At 44.2% G+C, this 15,991-nt stretch carries 18 protein-coding genes; 9 read left to right on the top strand and 9 right to left on the bottom strand.

Annotation, left to right across the window (positions count from 1 at the left end):
• Nucleotides 1-155 precede the first annotated feature (155 nt).
• The 3 genes from FFM84_RS07110 to uhpT all read left to right on the top strand — a co-directional run bounded on the left by FFM84_RS07110 (nt 156) and on the right by uhpT (nt 2,359).
• Nucleotides 156-539 (top strand): fluoride efflux transporter FluC, encoded by a 384-nt coding sequence (locus FFM84_RS07110; RefSeq protein ID WP_130844308.1) that lies wholly within the window; start codon nt 156-158, stop codon nt 537-539.
• The gene (gene crcB, locus FFM84_RS07105; protein WP_130844309.1) at nt 539-892 is read left to right on the top strand and encodes a fluoride efflux transporter CrcB; all 354 of its coding nucleotides are present in this window, start codon (nt 539-541) and stop codon (nt 890-892) included. Before FFM84_RS07110 ends, crcB begins: the two co-directional genes overlap by 1 nt.
• Nucleotides 893-970: 78 nt before the next feature.
• On the top strand, nt 971-2,359 hold the full coding sequence (uhpT, locus tag FFM84_RS07100) for a hexose-6-phosphate:phosphate antiporter UhpT (RefSeq protein WP_130844310.1): 1,389 nt from the start codon (nt 971-973) through the stop codon (nt 2,357-2,359).
• 57 nt (nt 2,360-2,416) lie between these two features.
• Here uhpT and FFM84_RS07095 read toward each other — a convergent pair whose 3' ends face one another.
• Together FFM84_RS07095 and FFM84_RS07085 are read right to left on the bottom strand one after the other, a co-directional pair.
• A complete protein-coding gene (locus FFM84_RS07095; protein ID WP_130844311.1) occupies nt 2,417-2,662 on the bottom strand; it encodes a DUF3781 domain-containing protein in 246 nt (81 codons plus the stop codon).
• A 602-nt stretch (nt 2,663-3,264) separates the two neighbouring features.
• The gene (locus FFM84_RS07085; protein ID WP_130844313.1) at nt 3,265-4,449 is read right to left on the bottom strand and encodes an acetate/propionate family kinase; all 1,185 of its coding nucleotides are present in this window, start codon (nt 4,447-4,449) and stop codon (nt 3,265-3,267) included.
• A 110-nt stretch (nt 4,450-4,559) separates the two neighbouring features.
• Between FFM84_RS07085 and FFM84_RS07080 the strand changes: the two genes are divergently transcribed.
• Complete coding sequence (locus tag FFM84_RS07080; RefSeq protein ID WP_130844314.1) at nt 4,560-5,438, top strand: NFACT RNA binding domain-containing protein; 879 nt, start codon at nt 4,560-4,562, stop codon at nt 5,436-5,438.
• A complete protein-coding gene (locus FFM84_RS07075) occupies nt 5,425-5,775 on the top strand; it encodes an iron chaperone (RefSeq protein WP_130844315.1) in 351 nt (116 codons plus the stop codon). Before FFM84_RS07080 ends, FFM84_RS07075 begins: the two co-directional genes overlap by 14 nt.
• Nucleotides 5,776-5,813: 38 nt before the next feature.
• Here the strand turns inward: FFM84_RS07075 and FFM84_RS07070 are convergent, their stop codons facing one another.
• The 7 genes from FFM84_RS07070 to FFM84_RS07040 all read right to left on the bottom strand — a co-directional run bounded on the left by FFM84_RS07070 (nt 5,814) and on the right by FFM84_RS07040 (nt 10,592).
• On the bottom strand, nt 5,814-6,035 hold the full coding sequence (locus FFM84_RS07070; RefSeq protein ID WP_130844316.1) for a hypothetical protein: 222 nt from the start codon (nt 6,033-6,035) through the stop codon (nt 5,814-5,816).
• 157 nt (nt 6,036-6,192) lie between these two features.
• A complete protein-coding gene (locus FFM84_RS07065) occupies nt 6,193-6,411 on the bottom strand; it encodes a P8 family protein (RefSeq protein WP_130844317.1) in 219 nt (72 codons plus the stop codon).
• Nucleotides 6,412-6,511: 100 nt separating this feature from the next.
• The gene (locus tag FFM84_RS07060) at nt 6,512-7,444 is read right to left on the bottom strand and encodes a DMT family transporter (protein ID WP_130844318.1); all 933 of its coding nucleotides are present in this window, start codon (nt 7,442-7,444) and stop codon (nt 6,512-6,514) included.
• 81 nt (nt 7,445-7,525) lie between these two features.
• Nucleotides 7,526-8,011 carry a MerR family transcriptional regulator gene (locus FFM84_RS07055; RefSeq protein WP_130844319.1) on the bottom strand — a complete coding sequence of 162 codons (486 nt, stop codon included), beginning with the start codon at nt 8,009-8,011 and terminating at the stop codon, nt 7,526-7,528.
• A gap of 72 nt (nt 8,012-8,083) precedes the next feature.
• Complete coding sequence (locus tag FFM84_RS07050; RefSeq protein ID WP_130844320.1) at nt 8,084-9,073, bottom strand: aldo/keto reductase; 990 nt, start codon at nt 9,071-9,073, stop codon at nt 8,084-8,086.
• A 265-nt stretch (nt 9,074-9,338) separates the two neighbouring features.
• A complete protein-coding gene (locus FFM84_RS07045; protein WP_130844321.1) occupies nt 9,339-9,956 on the bottom strand; it encodes a GyrI-like domain-containing protein in 618 nt (205 codons plus the stop codon).
• 12 nt (nt 9,957-9,968) lie between these two features.
• The gene (locus tag FFM84_RS07040) at nt 9,969-10,592 is read right to left on the bottom strand and encodes a histidine phosphatase family protein (protein WP_130844322.1); all 624 of its coding nucleotides are present in this window, start codon (nt 10,590-10,592) and stop codon (nt 9,969-9,971) included.
• 832 nt (nt 10,593-11,424) lie between these two features.
• On the opposite strand from FFM84_RS07040, the gene serC reads away from it, so the two are divergent.
• The 4 genes from serC to FFM84_RS07020 all read left to right on the top strand — a co-directional run bounded on the left by serC (nt 11,425) and on the right by FFM84_RS07020 (nt 15,950).
• The gene (gene serC, locus FFM84_RS07035) at nt 11,425-12,513 is read left to right on the top strand and encodes a 3-phosphoserine/phosphohydroxythreonine transaminase (RefSeq protein WP_130844323.1); all 1,089 of its coding nucleotides are present in this window, start codon (nt 11,425-11,427) and stop codon (nt 12,511-12,513) included.
• Nucleotides 12,513-13,682, top strand: coding sequence for a phosphoglycerate dehydrogenase (locus tag FFM84_RS07030; protein ID WP_130844324.1), 1,170 nt, complete (start codon nt 12,513-12,515; stop codon nt 13,680-13,682). The genes serC and FFM84_RS07030 overlap by 1 nt, the downstream gene beginning before the upstream one ends.
• A gap of 12 nt (nt 13,683-13,694) precedes the next feature.
• The gene (locus FFM84_RS07025) at nt 13,695-14,129 is read left to right on the top strand and encodes a GNAT family N-acetyltransferase (RefSeq protein WP_130844325.1); all 435 of its coding nucleotides are present in this window, start codon (nt 13,695-13,697) and stop codon (nt 14,127-14,129) included.
• Between the two features lie 159 nt (nt 14,130-14,288).
• On the top strand, nt 14,289-15,950 hold the full coding sequence (locus tag FFM84_RS07020) for a peptide ABC transporter substrate-binding protein (RefSeq protein WP_130844326.1): 1,662 nt from the start codon (nt 14,289-14,291) through the stop codon (nt 15,948-15,950).
• Nucleotides 15,951-15,991: the final 41 nt, after the last annotated feature.

Here is a 15,991-nt window from a genome sequence, read left to right as displayed (position 1 = left end):
ACTGTTCAATTACTGGCATTAATTAGTTGCGCATTGGCTGAAATCCTCCGTACTTTCATAAGTTGTTTTATACATTAGCATGCTTCAACTTATTTTGCAACTCCAGCCAATTTTCAGTAAAATTAAAGTATTTTCTGAAATCAAAGAGGCAGACTATGAGAAAAATCATTTACATTGCATTATTCGCGGCTATCGGTGGGGGTTGTCGTGAAGCACTCGGCTTACTTGTTAGTTGGCCACAACATTTCTGGATCACCGTCATCATTAACGTTACTGGGGCATTTTTGTTAAGCTTAACGACCACCCTATTACCAGCGCGGTTACCAGTTAGTGAAGCCGTCGTTACTGGCCTAAGTGTTGGCTTAATCGGTAGTTTCACCACCTTCTCGACCTTTACATTAGAAACCCTCACCTTGTGGCAACAAGGCCAAACCGGACTAGTATTAGCCTACGTTAGCGCTAGTTTAGGCCTCGGCTTGTTAGCCGGACTCGCAGGTAACTTATTGAGTCAATATTGGTTACCTGAGGAGGGACGCTGATGTGGGAATTGATCGGATTAGTGAGTAGTGGTGCTACTTTAGGGGCGCTTACTCGATACAGTGTTATGCGGCTCGCCAGACCTTTAAACCAGCGACTAGCCTTACCCGTAGCCACGCTTGGCATTAATCTCGTTGGGGCATTATTGCTAGGCTGGGATATGACGAGTTCGTTATCCGCCAACTGGCAACTATTCTTAGGTACCGGTATTATGGGTGGCCTAACGACCTTTTCAACAATGATTAACGAAATTGTGCTATTGGCTCGTAATGGACGTTTGAAAACTGCTGGTAGCTACTTAGGCTTAAGCCTAATTGGTGGGCTAGCGATGGTCTGGTTAGGAACCCTACTTTGAAAGCAAAGCAACCGTTTTCAGTTTCTGTGCTATACTGAAATTGGTCGATAAATTTTTACATTCGAAGAAGGGGTATTTATGTGGCATTATTTTGACCTAAAACGCCCTAAGAAGCTGGGACTTTCCATCGCTGATCAACGTCAACGTTGGTTACGGGAATTTCTAAAAGCTTTTTTGGTCGTTTTCTTTGTTTATTTCAGTATGTACCTGATCCGTAACAACCTCTCCGCGGCACAACCATTGCTCGTTAAGGATGGCATTTCAACTACCGCGTTAGGCTGGATCGGTTATGGTTTCTCACTCGCCTATGGGATTGGGAAAACGGTTCTCGGTTACGTGGTTGATGGCAAGAACACTAAGCGCTTCATGTCCTTCCTGTTGATTTTGGCCGCTTTAATGACCTTAATCATCGGGGTGGCGTTGTTAATGAACAACGCCCCAGTAGGCTTAATCTTAGTGCTCTGGTCATTGAACGGGGTCTTCCAATCTCCGGGTGGTTCAGCCTCGCTCTCCACAATTTCACGGTGGACAACCACCACGTCGCGTGGTCGCTACATTGGGATTTGGAATATCTCCCATGAATTTGGTGGCGCAGTTGCTGGGGTCATTGCGCTCTGGGGGGCCAATCATTTATTTGCTGGTAACGTCGGCGGTATGTTTATTTTTCCTGCTATTATTGGTCTCATTATTGGATTCTGGGGACTGTTTTATGGCGCCGATGACCCGCAAGAACTTGGTTGGGATTCCAGTGAAGTGATCTTTGGTGAAGAGATTTCCGCTGCGGACCAAACCGCTTCTAGTATGAGTAAATGGGAAATCTTCAAGACCTTTGTCATGAAGAGTCCTTGGGTTTGGTTACTCTGTATCGCCAATGTCTTTGTCTACGTGGTACGGATTGGAATCGTTAACTGGGCACCGCTCTACACGGTTCAACAGCTTCATTTTACCGTTGCTCAAGGCGCCAATACCTTGTTGCTCTTCCAGCTTGGGGGCATTATCGGGAGTGTTGTTTGGGGTTGGTTCTCTGACGTCTTAAAAGGTCGGCGGGCAGTCGTTTCCATCATTTGCTTGGCCTTAACTGCCTTTGTCGTGCTGGGATACCGTTACGGCACCACGCCGATGATGATTAACACGTCCTTATTCTTCTTAGGGATGCTCATCTATGGCCCACAACTTTTAATTGGGGTTGCCGTAATCAGCTTCGTGCCAAAGAATGCGCTAAACGTTTCCGATGGGTTAACTGGGACGTTTGCCTATATCTTTGGGGACTTGATGGCACAAGTCGGCTTTGCTGCCATCGCTGATCCTAAGGCCAACGGGTTATCCTTCTTAGGGATGAACCTACATGGTTGGAACGATACGTTTATCGTCTTCTACATTGCGGTCGTGTTGAGTATTATCATGCTCGCCATCATTGCGGTTGGGGAAGAAAAACGGATTCGCCAACAGTTGAAACTTGAAAAATAATCATCTAAAAAGCGAGGTACTAACCAACGTTCAAACGTTAGTTAGTACCTCGCTTTTTCATAGTTTATTAACGGTGATTAGACGAAAATTACCGGCATTAACGACCAATTGTACTTGTCGCGTCACACTACTCACGTAATAATTCTTACCATGCCGTTCAATTGTCGTTGTGGCATCACTTAACACAGCTTGTACCAGCGCCTCAATGGCCGGTTTAGATAACTCAATATTAAGCTTCTTATTCACCCGTTGATAAACTAATTCGGTATAACTAACACGCTGACTAATCTGTGCTAAGTCCATATAATCTCCTCCAAACAAAAACAAATTTAGTTTAGCGAAGGCCGGTTGAAATCAGGTTCCGTGTCAACAACGTTGGGTGGCGTTTTTTTGCCACCTTACGTTGTGGGACGTCTTTGAAGACTGGTTTTTAGTCTTCGAAGCGAGGCCCCAGACCGCTTTATGGCTGGAGCCGTTCCCCACAGAACCAGATTTCAGCCGACCGTAGCGTTTAATACCATTAAAAATGAGCCTCAAGTTTCATCAAACTCGAGACTCATTTCAATTTTTAACCTAATTGCTAAATGGACTGGCGAAAAATAGTAGGCCACCGATGACTAACACCGCGGCGCCTAACCACAAGGCCACTCGGATTAAAAATAACCCGATGAAAACCATAAATACCAATCCAATTAATTTAAAACCAATTTTAAAGAAGACTTTGAGTAACCATAGACCAATTACTAAAGCAATCAATAAACCGATCATCTATCCGCTCGAACTCGAGCTTCCCTCCTTACGGTCGTCACGACCGCTGGTTGAACTTTGCTTTGTTCTTGGTAAGCAGTGTAGCACGAATTGACGATAACCCCGTCATCATTGATCTGAAATTACGAAAAGCTTAATTACTGAATCGCTGCCACTTGGCGCACCATCGCTAACTCTTCGTTAGTTGGAATTAACAACACTTTGATCTTAGAATCAGCGCTACTAATCACGCCTTCTTGGCCGGCTGCATTTAAATCAGCATCTAACTTCACGCCAAAGATTTGCAATTCATCAATAATTTGTTGCCGCAATTGGACATTATGTTCGCCAATCCCACCAGCAAAAATCAATGCATCGGCACCGTGAAGTTCCGTTAAGTAACTCCCGGCATATTTTGAAATCCGATTAACAAAGATATCCACGGCTAATTGAGCTTGTGGATTCGTCTTTTCTTGGGCTTTGATTTCACGCATATCTGGTGAAATCTCAGAAACACCCAGTAACCCGGAATCATTATTAAGCATCATCATGATTTCATTGGGATCGCTGATATTTAATTGATCCATTAAAAATGGCAAGATTGATGGGTCAACATCGCCAGCCCGTGTCCCCATGGTAACCCCTGTTAATGGCGTAAAGCCCATTGACGTGTCGAAGGCTTTGCCATCTTTAACCGCAGCTAATGAAGCACCACTACCTAAGTGCATCGTGACCAAATTGACCGTGTCTTTAGGTCGCTTTAATAATTCCGCAGCCCGACCAGTTAAGTAACCATGCGAAATGCCATGTTCGCCATAACGACGGATATGATATTTCTTGGTTAATTTATAAGGTAAGCTATAAATAGCATTCATTTCTGGCAAATCCGTAAAAAATTGACTGTCAAAAACGGCGTATTGTTTCACGTTAGGCAACGTTTGGGCCATTGTTTCAATCCCTTGAGCTTCCATTGGATTGTGTAAGGGGGCAAAGCTACTTAACTCGCGAATTTGTTCTAAAACGCTTGGCGTAACTTCAACAGCTTGTTTGAAAGTTTCACCACCGGCAACCACGCGATGCGCAACAGCGGTAATTTCCGTTAAATCCTTAATAATCGCTAAGCGTTGAAGTTCATCCAACATCATTTGCGCGGCATGGGCTTGATCTAAATTATCCACGATTGTTTCAAATTTTTGGTGATCGCCATACTTGATCGTAAAAATCGATCCTGGCATACTAATTCGTTCAACTAAACCACTGGCCAGCACCGTTTCAGCAGGCATTTCAAATAATTGCCACTTCAATGATGAGCTCCCAGCGTTAATAATTAATGTTTTTTGCACGATTTATCACACTCCTACCTAATAGCATACCGAATTTTCATGAAAAGTGCTGAATTATTTTCCACGCGGTATAATAACTTTAACGAATTCGAAATAAAGGACGGTCACTCATGTCAACACCAACCGAATTAGACGATGCGACACTAGTCAGTCAAGCCATTGACCGGCAACTCTATCGTACCCGCAAACAAATCGACGCTTTAAAACGCGCCATTGATCGTGTCGAAGATTTTTCCGACCTCCAAGTTAAAGGGACTTTGTTAAAAACGTATGCCAGTCAAATTGACGGTCATCACAATTATGTTGAGCTGCCCGACTATCGCCAACCGGGCCAGCAACTAACTATTCAATTAGACGTTAGCAAGTCGATCATGGCTAACGCCGAGGAATACTTCCATCAATATCGTAAGCACAAGCGCGGTTTAGACACCGTTGAAGCCAACCTGGCTCAAGCCCAAAAAACTTTAACACAACAACTTGCGCGTCAAACTAATTTTAACCCATTAGACGTGTCACAAGTCACCAAAGTGAAGCAGCAATTAATCGCCGAAGGGGCGTTAAAAACCAAAGTTTTACACTCTTCTAAGTTACCCGAACCGGCGCATCCACGACGCTTTTATACAACCGATCATGTCTTGGTCGAAATTGGTAAGAACAGTGATCAAAACGATCATTTAACTTTAACGGCGCGGAAAGATTACTACTGGATGCATGTCAGTGAATTGGCCGGTTCTCATGTGGTTATTCACAGTAATCATCCGAGCCAACAAACGTTACAAGAAGCCGCCGTATTAACGGCCTATTATAGTAAGGGCCGCAAGTATCCCCGCGTCCCTGTCGATGTGTTAAAGGTCAGTCAATTACACAAACCCAAAGGGGCTAAGTCCGGTCTCGTCACGTTTAGTGGCAAAGCCGCGACCATTACCGTTCGCCCTGATGTTGAGTTAGTTCGTCAATTACGCGAGGAAGAAAATCATGACCCCCATTGAAACTTATATTCACGCACAACCAACTGAACGTCAATCGGCCTTGACCACCATTTATCACACGATTAAGACTGAATTACCGCAAGCTGAAGAACGGATTAAGTATCAAATGCCGACCTTTTATTGGCACGAAAACATCATTCATTTTGCGCTATTTAAAAAACACATTGGCCTCTACCCAACCCCTAGTGCGATCACGGCTTTTTCTGATGAACTCGCCGATTATCCGACTAGTAAGGGTGCCATTCAACTGCCACTAGATCAACCAGTTCCGGTGGCCTTGATTCAAAAAATCACGCGATTTCGAAAGCAAGAAGTTGCCACTAAATTCAAAGATTGAAAAAAACGAGGCCGTGCTGTGAAGTCACGACCTCGTTTTTAGCGTTGCCACCAACTCTCTTTCAAGAAAGTAATTTCGGTGACCTCGCTGATTTTGATTTGATTAACAACCCCAGCTTTTTGATTCAGCAACAGCGACGTCCCATTAACGGCCGCAATTAATCCACTAGGCCGATAGCCATTCGTCAAGGTTAATTGCACCACGCAATTCATCTCATAGGCCTGTAACAACGACGCTTCAATTGTCTTCAACTGTTCCATCCTCGATCACCTCATCGCAAATAAGTATCTCGATTATAGCACAGTTTCCAGAACAAGTGTTCGTTCATTTAAATGAAAATTTATGTAAAAAAATACGGATTACCTAGCTGGCAATTCGTACTTTTCAAAAATTAGGCCGTTCCGGTCGTTATTTTAGTTAAGCCTTTAGGAGTTTTTCAACTTCGCTCTTTAGCTTAGCTTGATCCATACTCATATAAGGCGCTACCTCATCAGCCGTCTTGTCAGTATCATGACTATCGGCGTCCATAAAGTGATTCCAGATCGCATCCCGTACGGGTAACTTGGAATCGCTCCAATCAAACACGTCCGTCATCTTTTCGTCTAACATACTGTTCATTTCAACTGCTGTAGCCATACTAAAACAACTTCCCTTCTAATTTTTGGTACACCCTAATTATAGGGTCCTTTTAGAAAAAGGGTTAAAATTTGTTTCAAATTTTCAGAAAATAACCAGCCTAAAGAAAATGAATGCCAGCAACCCCAACAAACATCGTCACTAAGCCTATAATTCGTGTCAACACCACCCGGTTTGTTAAAGATTCAAACAAACCGAATTGATCGATCAAAGCGCTAAAGAACAATTGCCCAAATAGTGCAATCACCACCACTTGACCGGTCCCAATTTGTGGCACTAACCAAGCACTACCAAAGACATAAAGCGCACCTAGAAAGCCGCCAATCCATAACCACCAATAGTGAGTACCCGCTTTAAAAGCTGGCGTCAATTGCGTTAATGGCAAGTGTAAACCGGCCAACAAGATAAAAAGCAGAACCGCACCAACTGTAAAAGAAATCATCGCCGCATGAACAGACGACCCTAACACCACACCTAAATGCCCATTGATGGCAGTCTGACTCGCCATCAAGAAACCTGAACCAATCCCGAGTAATTGTAAAAACAAATGTGATTGCTTTGGTTGTGACTTGGCTGTCGATTGTCGCGTTACCATGCCCGTGGCCACGACCATGCCAACCGCGACTAATAACACACCAATTGCTTTAACCACCGTTAATCCTGACTTGGGCGACCCAAATAGCCCCCATTGATCAATCAAGACACCCATGATGATCTGACCGAACAATGGCAAAACAGCAGTTTGAATACTGCCTAGCTTAGGAAATAATAATAAGTTAACCGTCATCCCCAGCACGCCCAAGAGACCGCCTAGCCAGATCCACCATGGATTTTGTGTAAACGTTGACCAAGCAACTAGCGGATTAACACCAGTCGCTAAAGTCAAGATAACTAGAAATAACGCCCCAATAGTGAATGACACCGTTGATGCCAAATAAGGTGACCCGACATATTGACGTAATTTTGAATTAACCGCCGTTTGCATCGCTAAACCACTACCCATTAAAATGGGAATTAATGCCAAAATAATCATGTTTAACCACTCCTCAATTGCTTATTTTAAATAAGTTATGAGGCTAGCTTACAAGCTATAGTTAGCTACAGGTCAAGTACTTTATTCCGAAATATTACCTAAGTCTTTCGCCGTTTGACCCTGTTGCAATAATTGATCGTATTCTTGATACGTCTTGGGATCAACCTGCTTGGAATCTGGCAAAAGGTGAATAGCTTCAGTGCCCGCCGCAGCGGCAGTCTTGTAATACCACTTTTTAAATCGTAAATAACCTAACGAAGCCTGCAATTGTTGAATCTTTTGTTCAAGGACTTGTTCGTGTTCATCTAAAAAGTCGTATCGTGTGGTCAGCGATTCATCACCATCTAAACGCCATGACACAAAGTAGGCAATATCTTTAATAGGCACCCCAGCCGCCTTTAGGTCCAAAATCATCTGCATTAATTGAATATTATCCGTGGTAAAGCGCCGACGACCACCCGAGTCACGCTTCACAAATGGTAACAATCCTTCATGATCGTAATATCGGATCGCTTCAACCGACAAGTTTAACATTTTGGCAACTTCACCAATGCTATAAGTTTCCATACCAATCCTCATTTCTATGAAAATAACGACCGGTACCCGTCTAATGCGATACTGGTCGTTAATTAAAGTCAATTAATTCAAAATTTTGTCAATTGCTGCAAGTTCGTCTGCACTAAAATCTAACTGTTCGGTCGCTGCAAGATCCGCATGCAAATGAGCCACGCTCGTCGTCCCAATAATCACACTAGCAACCGTATCCGTCCGCAACAACCACGCTAAGGCCATTTGCGCCAGCGTTTGACCACGCTGTTGGGCAATCACATTCAGCGCATTCAGCTGTGAAACAACTTTTTCAGTGCCATTTTCGAGGACATATTTGTTAGTCCGATGAATCGGAAAATCAGCCGGAATACCTTTCAAATAACGATCCGATAACAAACCTTCGGATAACGGACCATACGCCACTAAGCCAGCGTTGTGTTTACCAAGAAACTTCAACAAACCATTGGTTTCAGCTTGGCGGTTCAACATATTATATGAGTATTGGTTCACCGTAAATGGGGTGTGCATGTCTTCAAAATAACTGACCATTTCAGCGGTTTGCTTTTGGTCGTAGTTTGAAATTCCCACATACAAGGCCTTACCCTGCCGGACTAATAAGTCCAACGCTTGAGCCGTCTCCTGTAAATCAATGTTAGGGTCGGGACGATGGGAATAGAAAATATCAACATAGTCTAAATCCATCCGCCGCAAACTTCGATCTAAAGCACCGACTAAGGCTTTTCGTGACCCAAATGCCCCATAAGGTCCCGGCCATGCTGGATAACCGGCTTTTGTCGTAATCACTAATTCTTCACGATAAGGCTTTAAATCACGTTTTAAAATTTGGGCAAAGGTCTGTTCGGCAGACCCTTTCGATGGACCATAATTATCGGCCAAATCAAAACTAAATACCCCGTGGTCGAAAGCATCTAAGACCACTTCACGTGAATTAGCAAGCGGCGCCTCATCACCAAAGTGACGCCATAACCCTAAGGAAACGGCAGGTAATTGTAAGCCGGTCCGACCAACACGGCGAATCGGTAAATCTTGATAACGTGTTTCAGCTGCTGAATATGTCATTCAAGTCACCCTTTTTAACAATTTTTTATCTCATCCTTAATTATAGCCCAAACGAAAAGAGCAGTCCTCACTTTAGGTAAGGATTGCTCTACTTAGGAGACCTAGAATTATACATTCCGGCTGTTGCTGTCTAACGTTGTGTCACACCTTGGACCTGAGAGCAACAGTGACTAGCGAAGTCCAAGTTTTACTGCGGTTTGATTAGCATTATGACTATTGTAGCCCCAATTAAAAATTGGTCAAGTTAATTGTTCGCACTTGTTACCTATACAAACCAGCGTAAAACCGTCTTGCGCTTAGCCGCAACGGCCCGCCGGGGGTCTGATAAATAAATTTCTTTATGTGCTAATGTTCGTCTTTTTAGGTCATGCGTTTCCGCATAGGCCGCTAATTTTTGAAAACTTGCCGGTTCATCATCATACGACCCAACATGTAAAACTTGTAAACAGTCACCATCAGTTAACATTTCAAATTGTACGTCAGCATTAAACGGATTCGGTTTCTTAGCTTGCACTGCCGTTAAATTACTGGCAGCGAGTTTAGGCGTGACAAAATCTGGTTGTCGTAGCATGATTTTATATTGCAGATCAGCCTTATCAAAGCTGCCATCATCATGAACATCAGCCGGATCAAGTGTCCAAATCCCTTCTAATGGAAAAACGGTATATTCATAGTAGCCGTCCGGAGTGACCCCACTTTTAGGCATCATTCGAATCCCATAGGCTGCGGCGTACAATGCTGCCGTGCGCTCGCTAAACTCAGTATCATTAGGGTCCCCGTGACCACTAATCGTATAGTAGTTGAACATGGGCACCGTTATTGGCGTCGCCACGGCTTTGGGTAGATAGAGGACTTTATCCTGTTTACGCCATTCATATTTCATCAAGTTGTCCTCCTAAAAACCAATCTGACGATTATAGTAGCTCAAATATTGATGTTGGGTCTTTGAATCGATTGTAATCTTGGTAACACTCGTATTTTCTGGTTCTGGTAACGTCATCGGATCAGTCGGTTGTAACACCGCTAAGACCATCGCCTTGACCGTAAAGCCATGCGTAACGACAATAACTTGATCATCAGGATACTTAGCTGCCGTATCCGTTAAAAAGGCCGTCACACGCGCAATCACCTGGTCAAATGTTTCCCCATCGGTCGCAGCCTCAACGTAAGTTGGTAAGACATCATTTAACGCCTGATCAAAATATTGTGGATAGCGTGCTTTTAACTCATCATTTTTTTGCCCATCCCATTGACCATATGAGATTTCCAATAATCGATCATCGGTAGTCATCGGTAACTCGCGACCATGATTTAACAAAGCCGCTGTCGCTTTGGTTCGGTCTAATGGACTACAAATTAAACGGTCGGCAAAACTAATATCAAACGCCGCATGTAAAGCCTGTGCTTGCTGTTCACCAACCGCATTCAAATGGGTAATCGCCGTATTAATCGTGCCTTGTTTTAAGTTCTGCGCATTCGCCGTGGTTTGACCATGGCGAACAATATAAAAAGTTGTCATGTAAAAAGCTCCTTTAGCGGATTTTTTATGTTATTTAAAAGATTGACTAATGCTAAAACTTGCCGTCTGCCGTTCGCCCCTGCTGAGCCGGAACGCTGTGGACGGACAGGTCAAGCCAAACAGCGGTCTTGCCCTTCGTTTTGAACCGCCCAACCCGCGTTTCAAAAGTACCGATCTCTAGGCGGTAAACCGCCAAGAGATTCCCACGGCTGGGCCCATCATGGACTCACTCTCGACTAACTAACTCACCGTTATACAAAATTAAGTGTCACTTATTTTACAACCAATTAACCGCAGTCAGCCCGTGATGGCGCCAGCCGTGAAGACGTTGTTAGTTCGGGTAAATCAACGTGGACGACCTGAGAGACTAGTGGCTTTTGCTAGGCGCTTAGGCGAGGTGTCAGACCGCTTTTTGGCTGACGCCGGTCCCCACAGCTGGCAGAATCACTGGCTGACGAAGGTGGCTAATTAGCACACTTTAGCCATAAAACTATTATTAAAAAACATCACTTAATTTTAATTATGCCACAATTTTTCTCATATTTCTGTATTGACAAAGTGAAAACAACTTGGTAAATTTATCTCATAACGAAAGTAAGGAGTGCTTATGATATGACAATCAATCGTAATGCTAACTTAATCGTCTCCTCCTGGTCTACACATTCATCTGTGTTGGCCTAGTTTTGTGTACATCAAGCCTAAACATGGATGTTTAAACCAACATTTCATGCGAGGGCGATTAATCTACTGACTTTAACAGTCCTCGTGGTCTAATTCGACTACTAGGACTTTTTTTATTGTAAATTTTTAGTTTTGAAAGTGGGGATTTTTAATGACAACTTATAATTTTTCAGCCGGGCCGGCCGTGATGCCACAACCCGTGATCCAACAAATCCAAGCCGAATTACCTTCATTTCAAGGGTCTGGCATGAGCATTATGGAACTGTCCCATCGGTCCGCGTTATTCGATCAAGTCATTAATGACGCTGAAGCCGATCTACGCGACTTAATGCAGATTCCCGACAACTATCGTGTCCTCTTTTTTCAAGGTGGTGGGACCTTACAATTTACTGCCGCACCATTGAACTTGGCCACCAATCATCACCATATCGGCTTGTTAGATAGCGGGCACTGGGCCAGTCGCGCCGCTGAAGAAGCCCAACGTGTCCATACCCAAGTCGACATTTTAGGAACAGGTGCAACCAATCAGTTCACTGCCTTGCCTTACCCTGATCAACCCGTTAACCAAGCACTCGATTATGTGCATTTAACTACCAACAATACGATTGAAGGCACGACTTACACCAAACTCCCAGACACGGGTAACGTCCCATTAGTGGCCGACATGTCATCTAACTTTTTGGGTCAACCTTACAACGTTCAAGACTTCGGCATGATCTTCGCCGGTGCGCAAAAGAACCTTGGCCCTGCTGGTCTTACAATCGTGATTGTTCGCGATGACTTGATCGGTCACGCTAAGGATTTACCAAGTATGCTTGACTATCAGCTATTTGCCGACAAACGGTCCATGTTTAATACCCCACCGGTCTTTGCAATTTACGCCGCTGGACTCGTTTTAAAATGGCTCAAAGCGCAAGGTGGCTTAACCGTCATGGCAAAACGTAATCATGACAAAGCGGCCCTACTTTACGACTTTTTGGATCAATCAACTTTATTCAACAATCCCGTTAAACCAGCTGATCGCTCGTTAATGAACGTGCCATTTGTTACCGGCAACCCCGCAATCGATGCACGCGTCATTGCCGGCGCTACTGATCATAACCTCTTAAACTTAAAAGGACATCGCTTGGTTGGCGGCATGCGTGCTAGTCTATACAACGCCATGCCTAAAGCGGGCGTGCAAGCCCTCGTTGACTATCTCGCTGATTTCGAAGCTATTTATAAAAAGGAGAATGCCTAATGTATCAAGTTAAGACTTATAACGCTATTGCCCCAGCCGGACTTGCGCAATTCACTAATGATTATCAACTCAATGAATCTGATCAACCTGACGCCTACCTGATTCGCTCCGTTGATTTGCATCAAGAAGCCTTGCCACAGTCACTCAAAGTCATCGCGCGGGCGGGGGCTGGTGTCAATAACATTCCATTAGGCGTTGCGACTGCCAATGGGACGGCGGTGTTCAACACCCCTGGTAGTAATGCCAATGCTGTCAAAGAACTCGTCATTGGCTTACTGATTGTAGCGTCACGCAACTTGATGGCCGCGGCTAATTACTCAGCCCAACATACCGAGGCTGATGTCTCACAACGAACTGAACATGATAAAACGCAATTCAATGGCACTGAATTATTAGGCAAAACCTTAGCCGTCATCGGTTTAGGTCACGTCGGGTCACTGGTGGCCAATGCTGCGTTAAACCTTGGCATGAACGTCATCGGTTACGATCCTTACTTGTCAGCCGATGCCGCTTGGAACATTGCCAAACAAGTTCAACGGGCAAGTAGTATTGAAATGGCTGTTAAACACGCAGATTACGTCACCGTTCACGTACCTAAAAATGAAGACACGTTGAACCTCTTAGGTGCTAAAGAAATCGCCGCAATGCCAGAAAATGCGCAACTTTTCAACTACGCACGTGGCGGCATTGTCGATAACACTGCCGTTTTAGCTGCCATCAAGACTGGTCACATCGCCCATTACTACACAGACTTTGGCGAACCCCAATTAGCCAATCAAGCCGCTGTCACCGTCACACCACATATTGGTGGGTCGACATTGGAAGCTGAAGTTAATGGGGCCACCCAAGCAGCTCAAACCATCATGACTTACCTAGAAACCGGTAACGTGCAATATGCCATCAACTTGCCAACCTTAACCGTGCCATTCAATGCCGCTTACCGCTTTACGGTGATTCATGAAAATGTGCCTAATATGGTCAGCCAAATCACCCAAAAATTGGCCGCAGCTAATTTGAACATCGCGACCATGGCTAATGCGGCTAAAGCTGGTACCGCCTATACCATCATTGATGTCGACGACCTAGATCATGCTCAGAGTCAGCAACTTATCGACGCGTTAAACCAAATTCCAGCAGTCGCCCGCGTCCGACTGTTAATCCATCATTAAGGAAACCAATCAATGGCTATCAATTTATTAACCGCCCCAACCGAATCTCAATTAGACCGATTAATGGCGATTTGGCTACAAGGCAATCTGGACGCGCATCCGTTCGTCCGTCCAGATTACTGGCGCAAACAAGCGCCGGCCGTTCGTGAGGCTTTGCCACAAGCCAAACTCCTAGTTGCTACGGATCGAGACCAAATTCAAGGCTTTTTAGGTCTACAAGACTACTACATTGCTGGTATTTTTATCGCTGCCGGCGCGCGCCAACAAGGGCTCGGTTCGGCCTTGTTAACCACGGCTAAACAGCAACAATCGAAACTAGAACTATCTGTCTATGTCGCCAACCGTGTCGCCGTTGCTTTTTATCACCATAGTGACTTTCACGTGCACGCTCAAGCAATTGATAAAGACACCAACCAACCTGAATATACGATGCGCTGGCATCGATAATGCCAATTATTAACAAACCGCTCAACTTAGTTATCCATCGCTAAGTTGGGCGGTTTGTGTCTACTGAACGTTAAAGATTAGAAACTAACTATTGATTTTAATCTAAATTTAATGTATCCTCATTGTCATATCATAAAAAAGATTTAGGGGGATACATATATGCAATGGAAAACAGTTTCAGCCGCAGTAACCGTCACAGCCGCTGCCGGACTTTTATTAACCGCCTGTGGAAATCAAAGCTCATCTAGTTCGAGTAGTAGCGCCACTAGCGGTAAGTTAGCCAAGACTCAAGTGCTTAATTGGTCGGAAAATGGCCAAGATTTATCAACTTTGGACCCTTCACTTGCGATTGATGTTATCAGTGGGACGATGATTAATAACTCACAAGAAGGTCTCTACCGTTTAGGCAACAACAGTAAAGTGACACCGGGGATCGCTAAAAGTACCACCGTTTCTAAAAACAAGTTAACTTATACCTTCACCCTACGTAAAAATGCCAAGTGGAGTAACGGTGATCAAGTAACAGCGCAAGACTTTGTTTACGGCTGGCGCCGGACGGTTAATCCTAAGACTGCCTCACAATACGCTTACTTGTATTCTGGCATCAAAAATGCCGACAAGATCACTAACGGTAAAGCTAAGGCGTCAACTTTAGGGATCAAAGCTGATGGTAAATACAAACTAACGGTTACTTTGGAAAAACCAATGCAATACTTCAAACTATTGATGGGCTTTGTCGTGTTCTTCCCACAAAATCAACATGCCGTTGAAAAGTATGGGAAAGATTATGGGACTAGTTCTAGCAAGATGGTTTACAACGGTCCATTCAAGATGACCGGTTGGAATGGGACCAACTCAACTTGGACCTTGGTTAAAAACAACCAATACTGGGACAAAAAGCACGTACATCTGACCAAGATTCACGATCAAGTGGTCAAATCTACAACCACTGCCTTCAATTTATTCCAAAGTGGCAAACTCGACATGGCCACCTTATCTGGACAACAAGTTAAGAATGAAAAGAACAATTCAAAACTTAAAATCCGTAAGTCGTCACGTTTGAACTACTTGGAATTCAACCAAAAGAAAGTTAAAGCTTTAGCCAACAAGAAATTGCGGCAAGCCATGTCCTTATCATTGAACCGTAAAGAACTCGTTAACGATGTCTTGGGCGATGGTTCAGTGACACCTAAAGGTTTTGTCACCGCTGGTTTAGCCAACGATCCAACAACTGGTAAAGACTTCGCGACTCAAAACGAGGTCAAATCTTCCGTCACTCAAGATACTGCCAAAGCTAAAAAACTTTGGAAGCAAGGGTTAAAAGAAGTCGGCAAGAAGAAACTCACTTTGACATTAACGCATGATGACACCGACCAAATGAAGGCTCTGTCCGAATACGTTCAAGGTCAACTTGAAAAAGAACTGCCTGGCTTAACCGTTAAGAGTGTCACCGTCCCTTACAAGACACGGATCTCACGTGAAGTTGCTGGTAACTTCCAATTGGTTATCTCCGCATGGCAAGCAGACTTCGCTGATCCAATCTCTGACTTAGGAATCATGACGTCAACTAACGATTACAATTTCGGGAAATGGCAAAACAAAACCTTTGATGCCGCCATCAAGACCGCTAACAGCACGACTAGCACCAAGAAACGCTGGGCCGCTTTAGCCACCGCCGAAAAGACGATTGGTACCGATCAAGGGGTTGCCCCATTGTCACAAAACGTGATCGCCCAAATGGTCAATCCAAAGCTTAAAGGCTTGGTTTACAACACTGCTGGGATCAACTACAACTTTAAATCGGCTTATATGACGAAATAAGCTCAAAAGAGTTTGGGATAAAATCCAAACTCTTTTTTGCA

It is taken from the genome of Lactiplantibacillus mudanjiangensis, assembly GCF_005405385.1.
GTDB lineage: Bacteria > Bacillota > Bacilli > Lactobacillales > Lactobacillaceae > Lactiplantibacillus > Lactiplantibacillus mudanjiangensis.
This window is presented reverse-complemented; position numbering and strand designations above follow the sequence as displayed.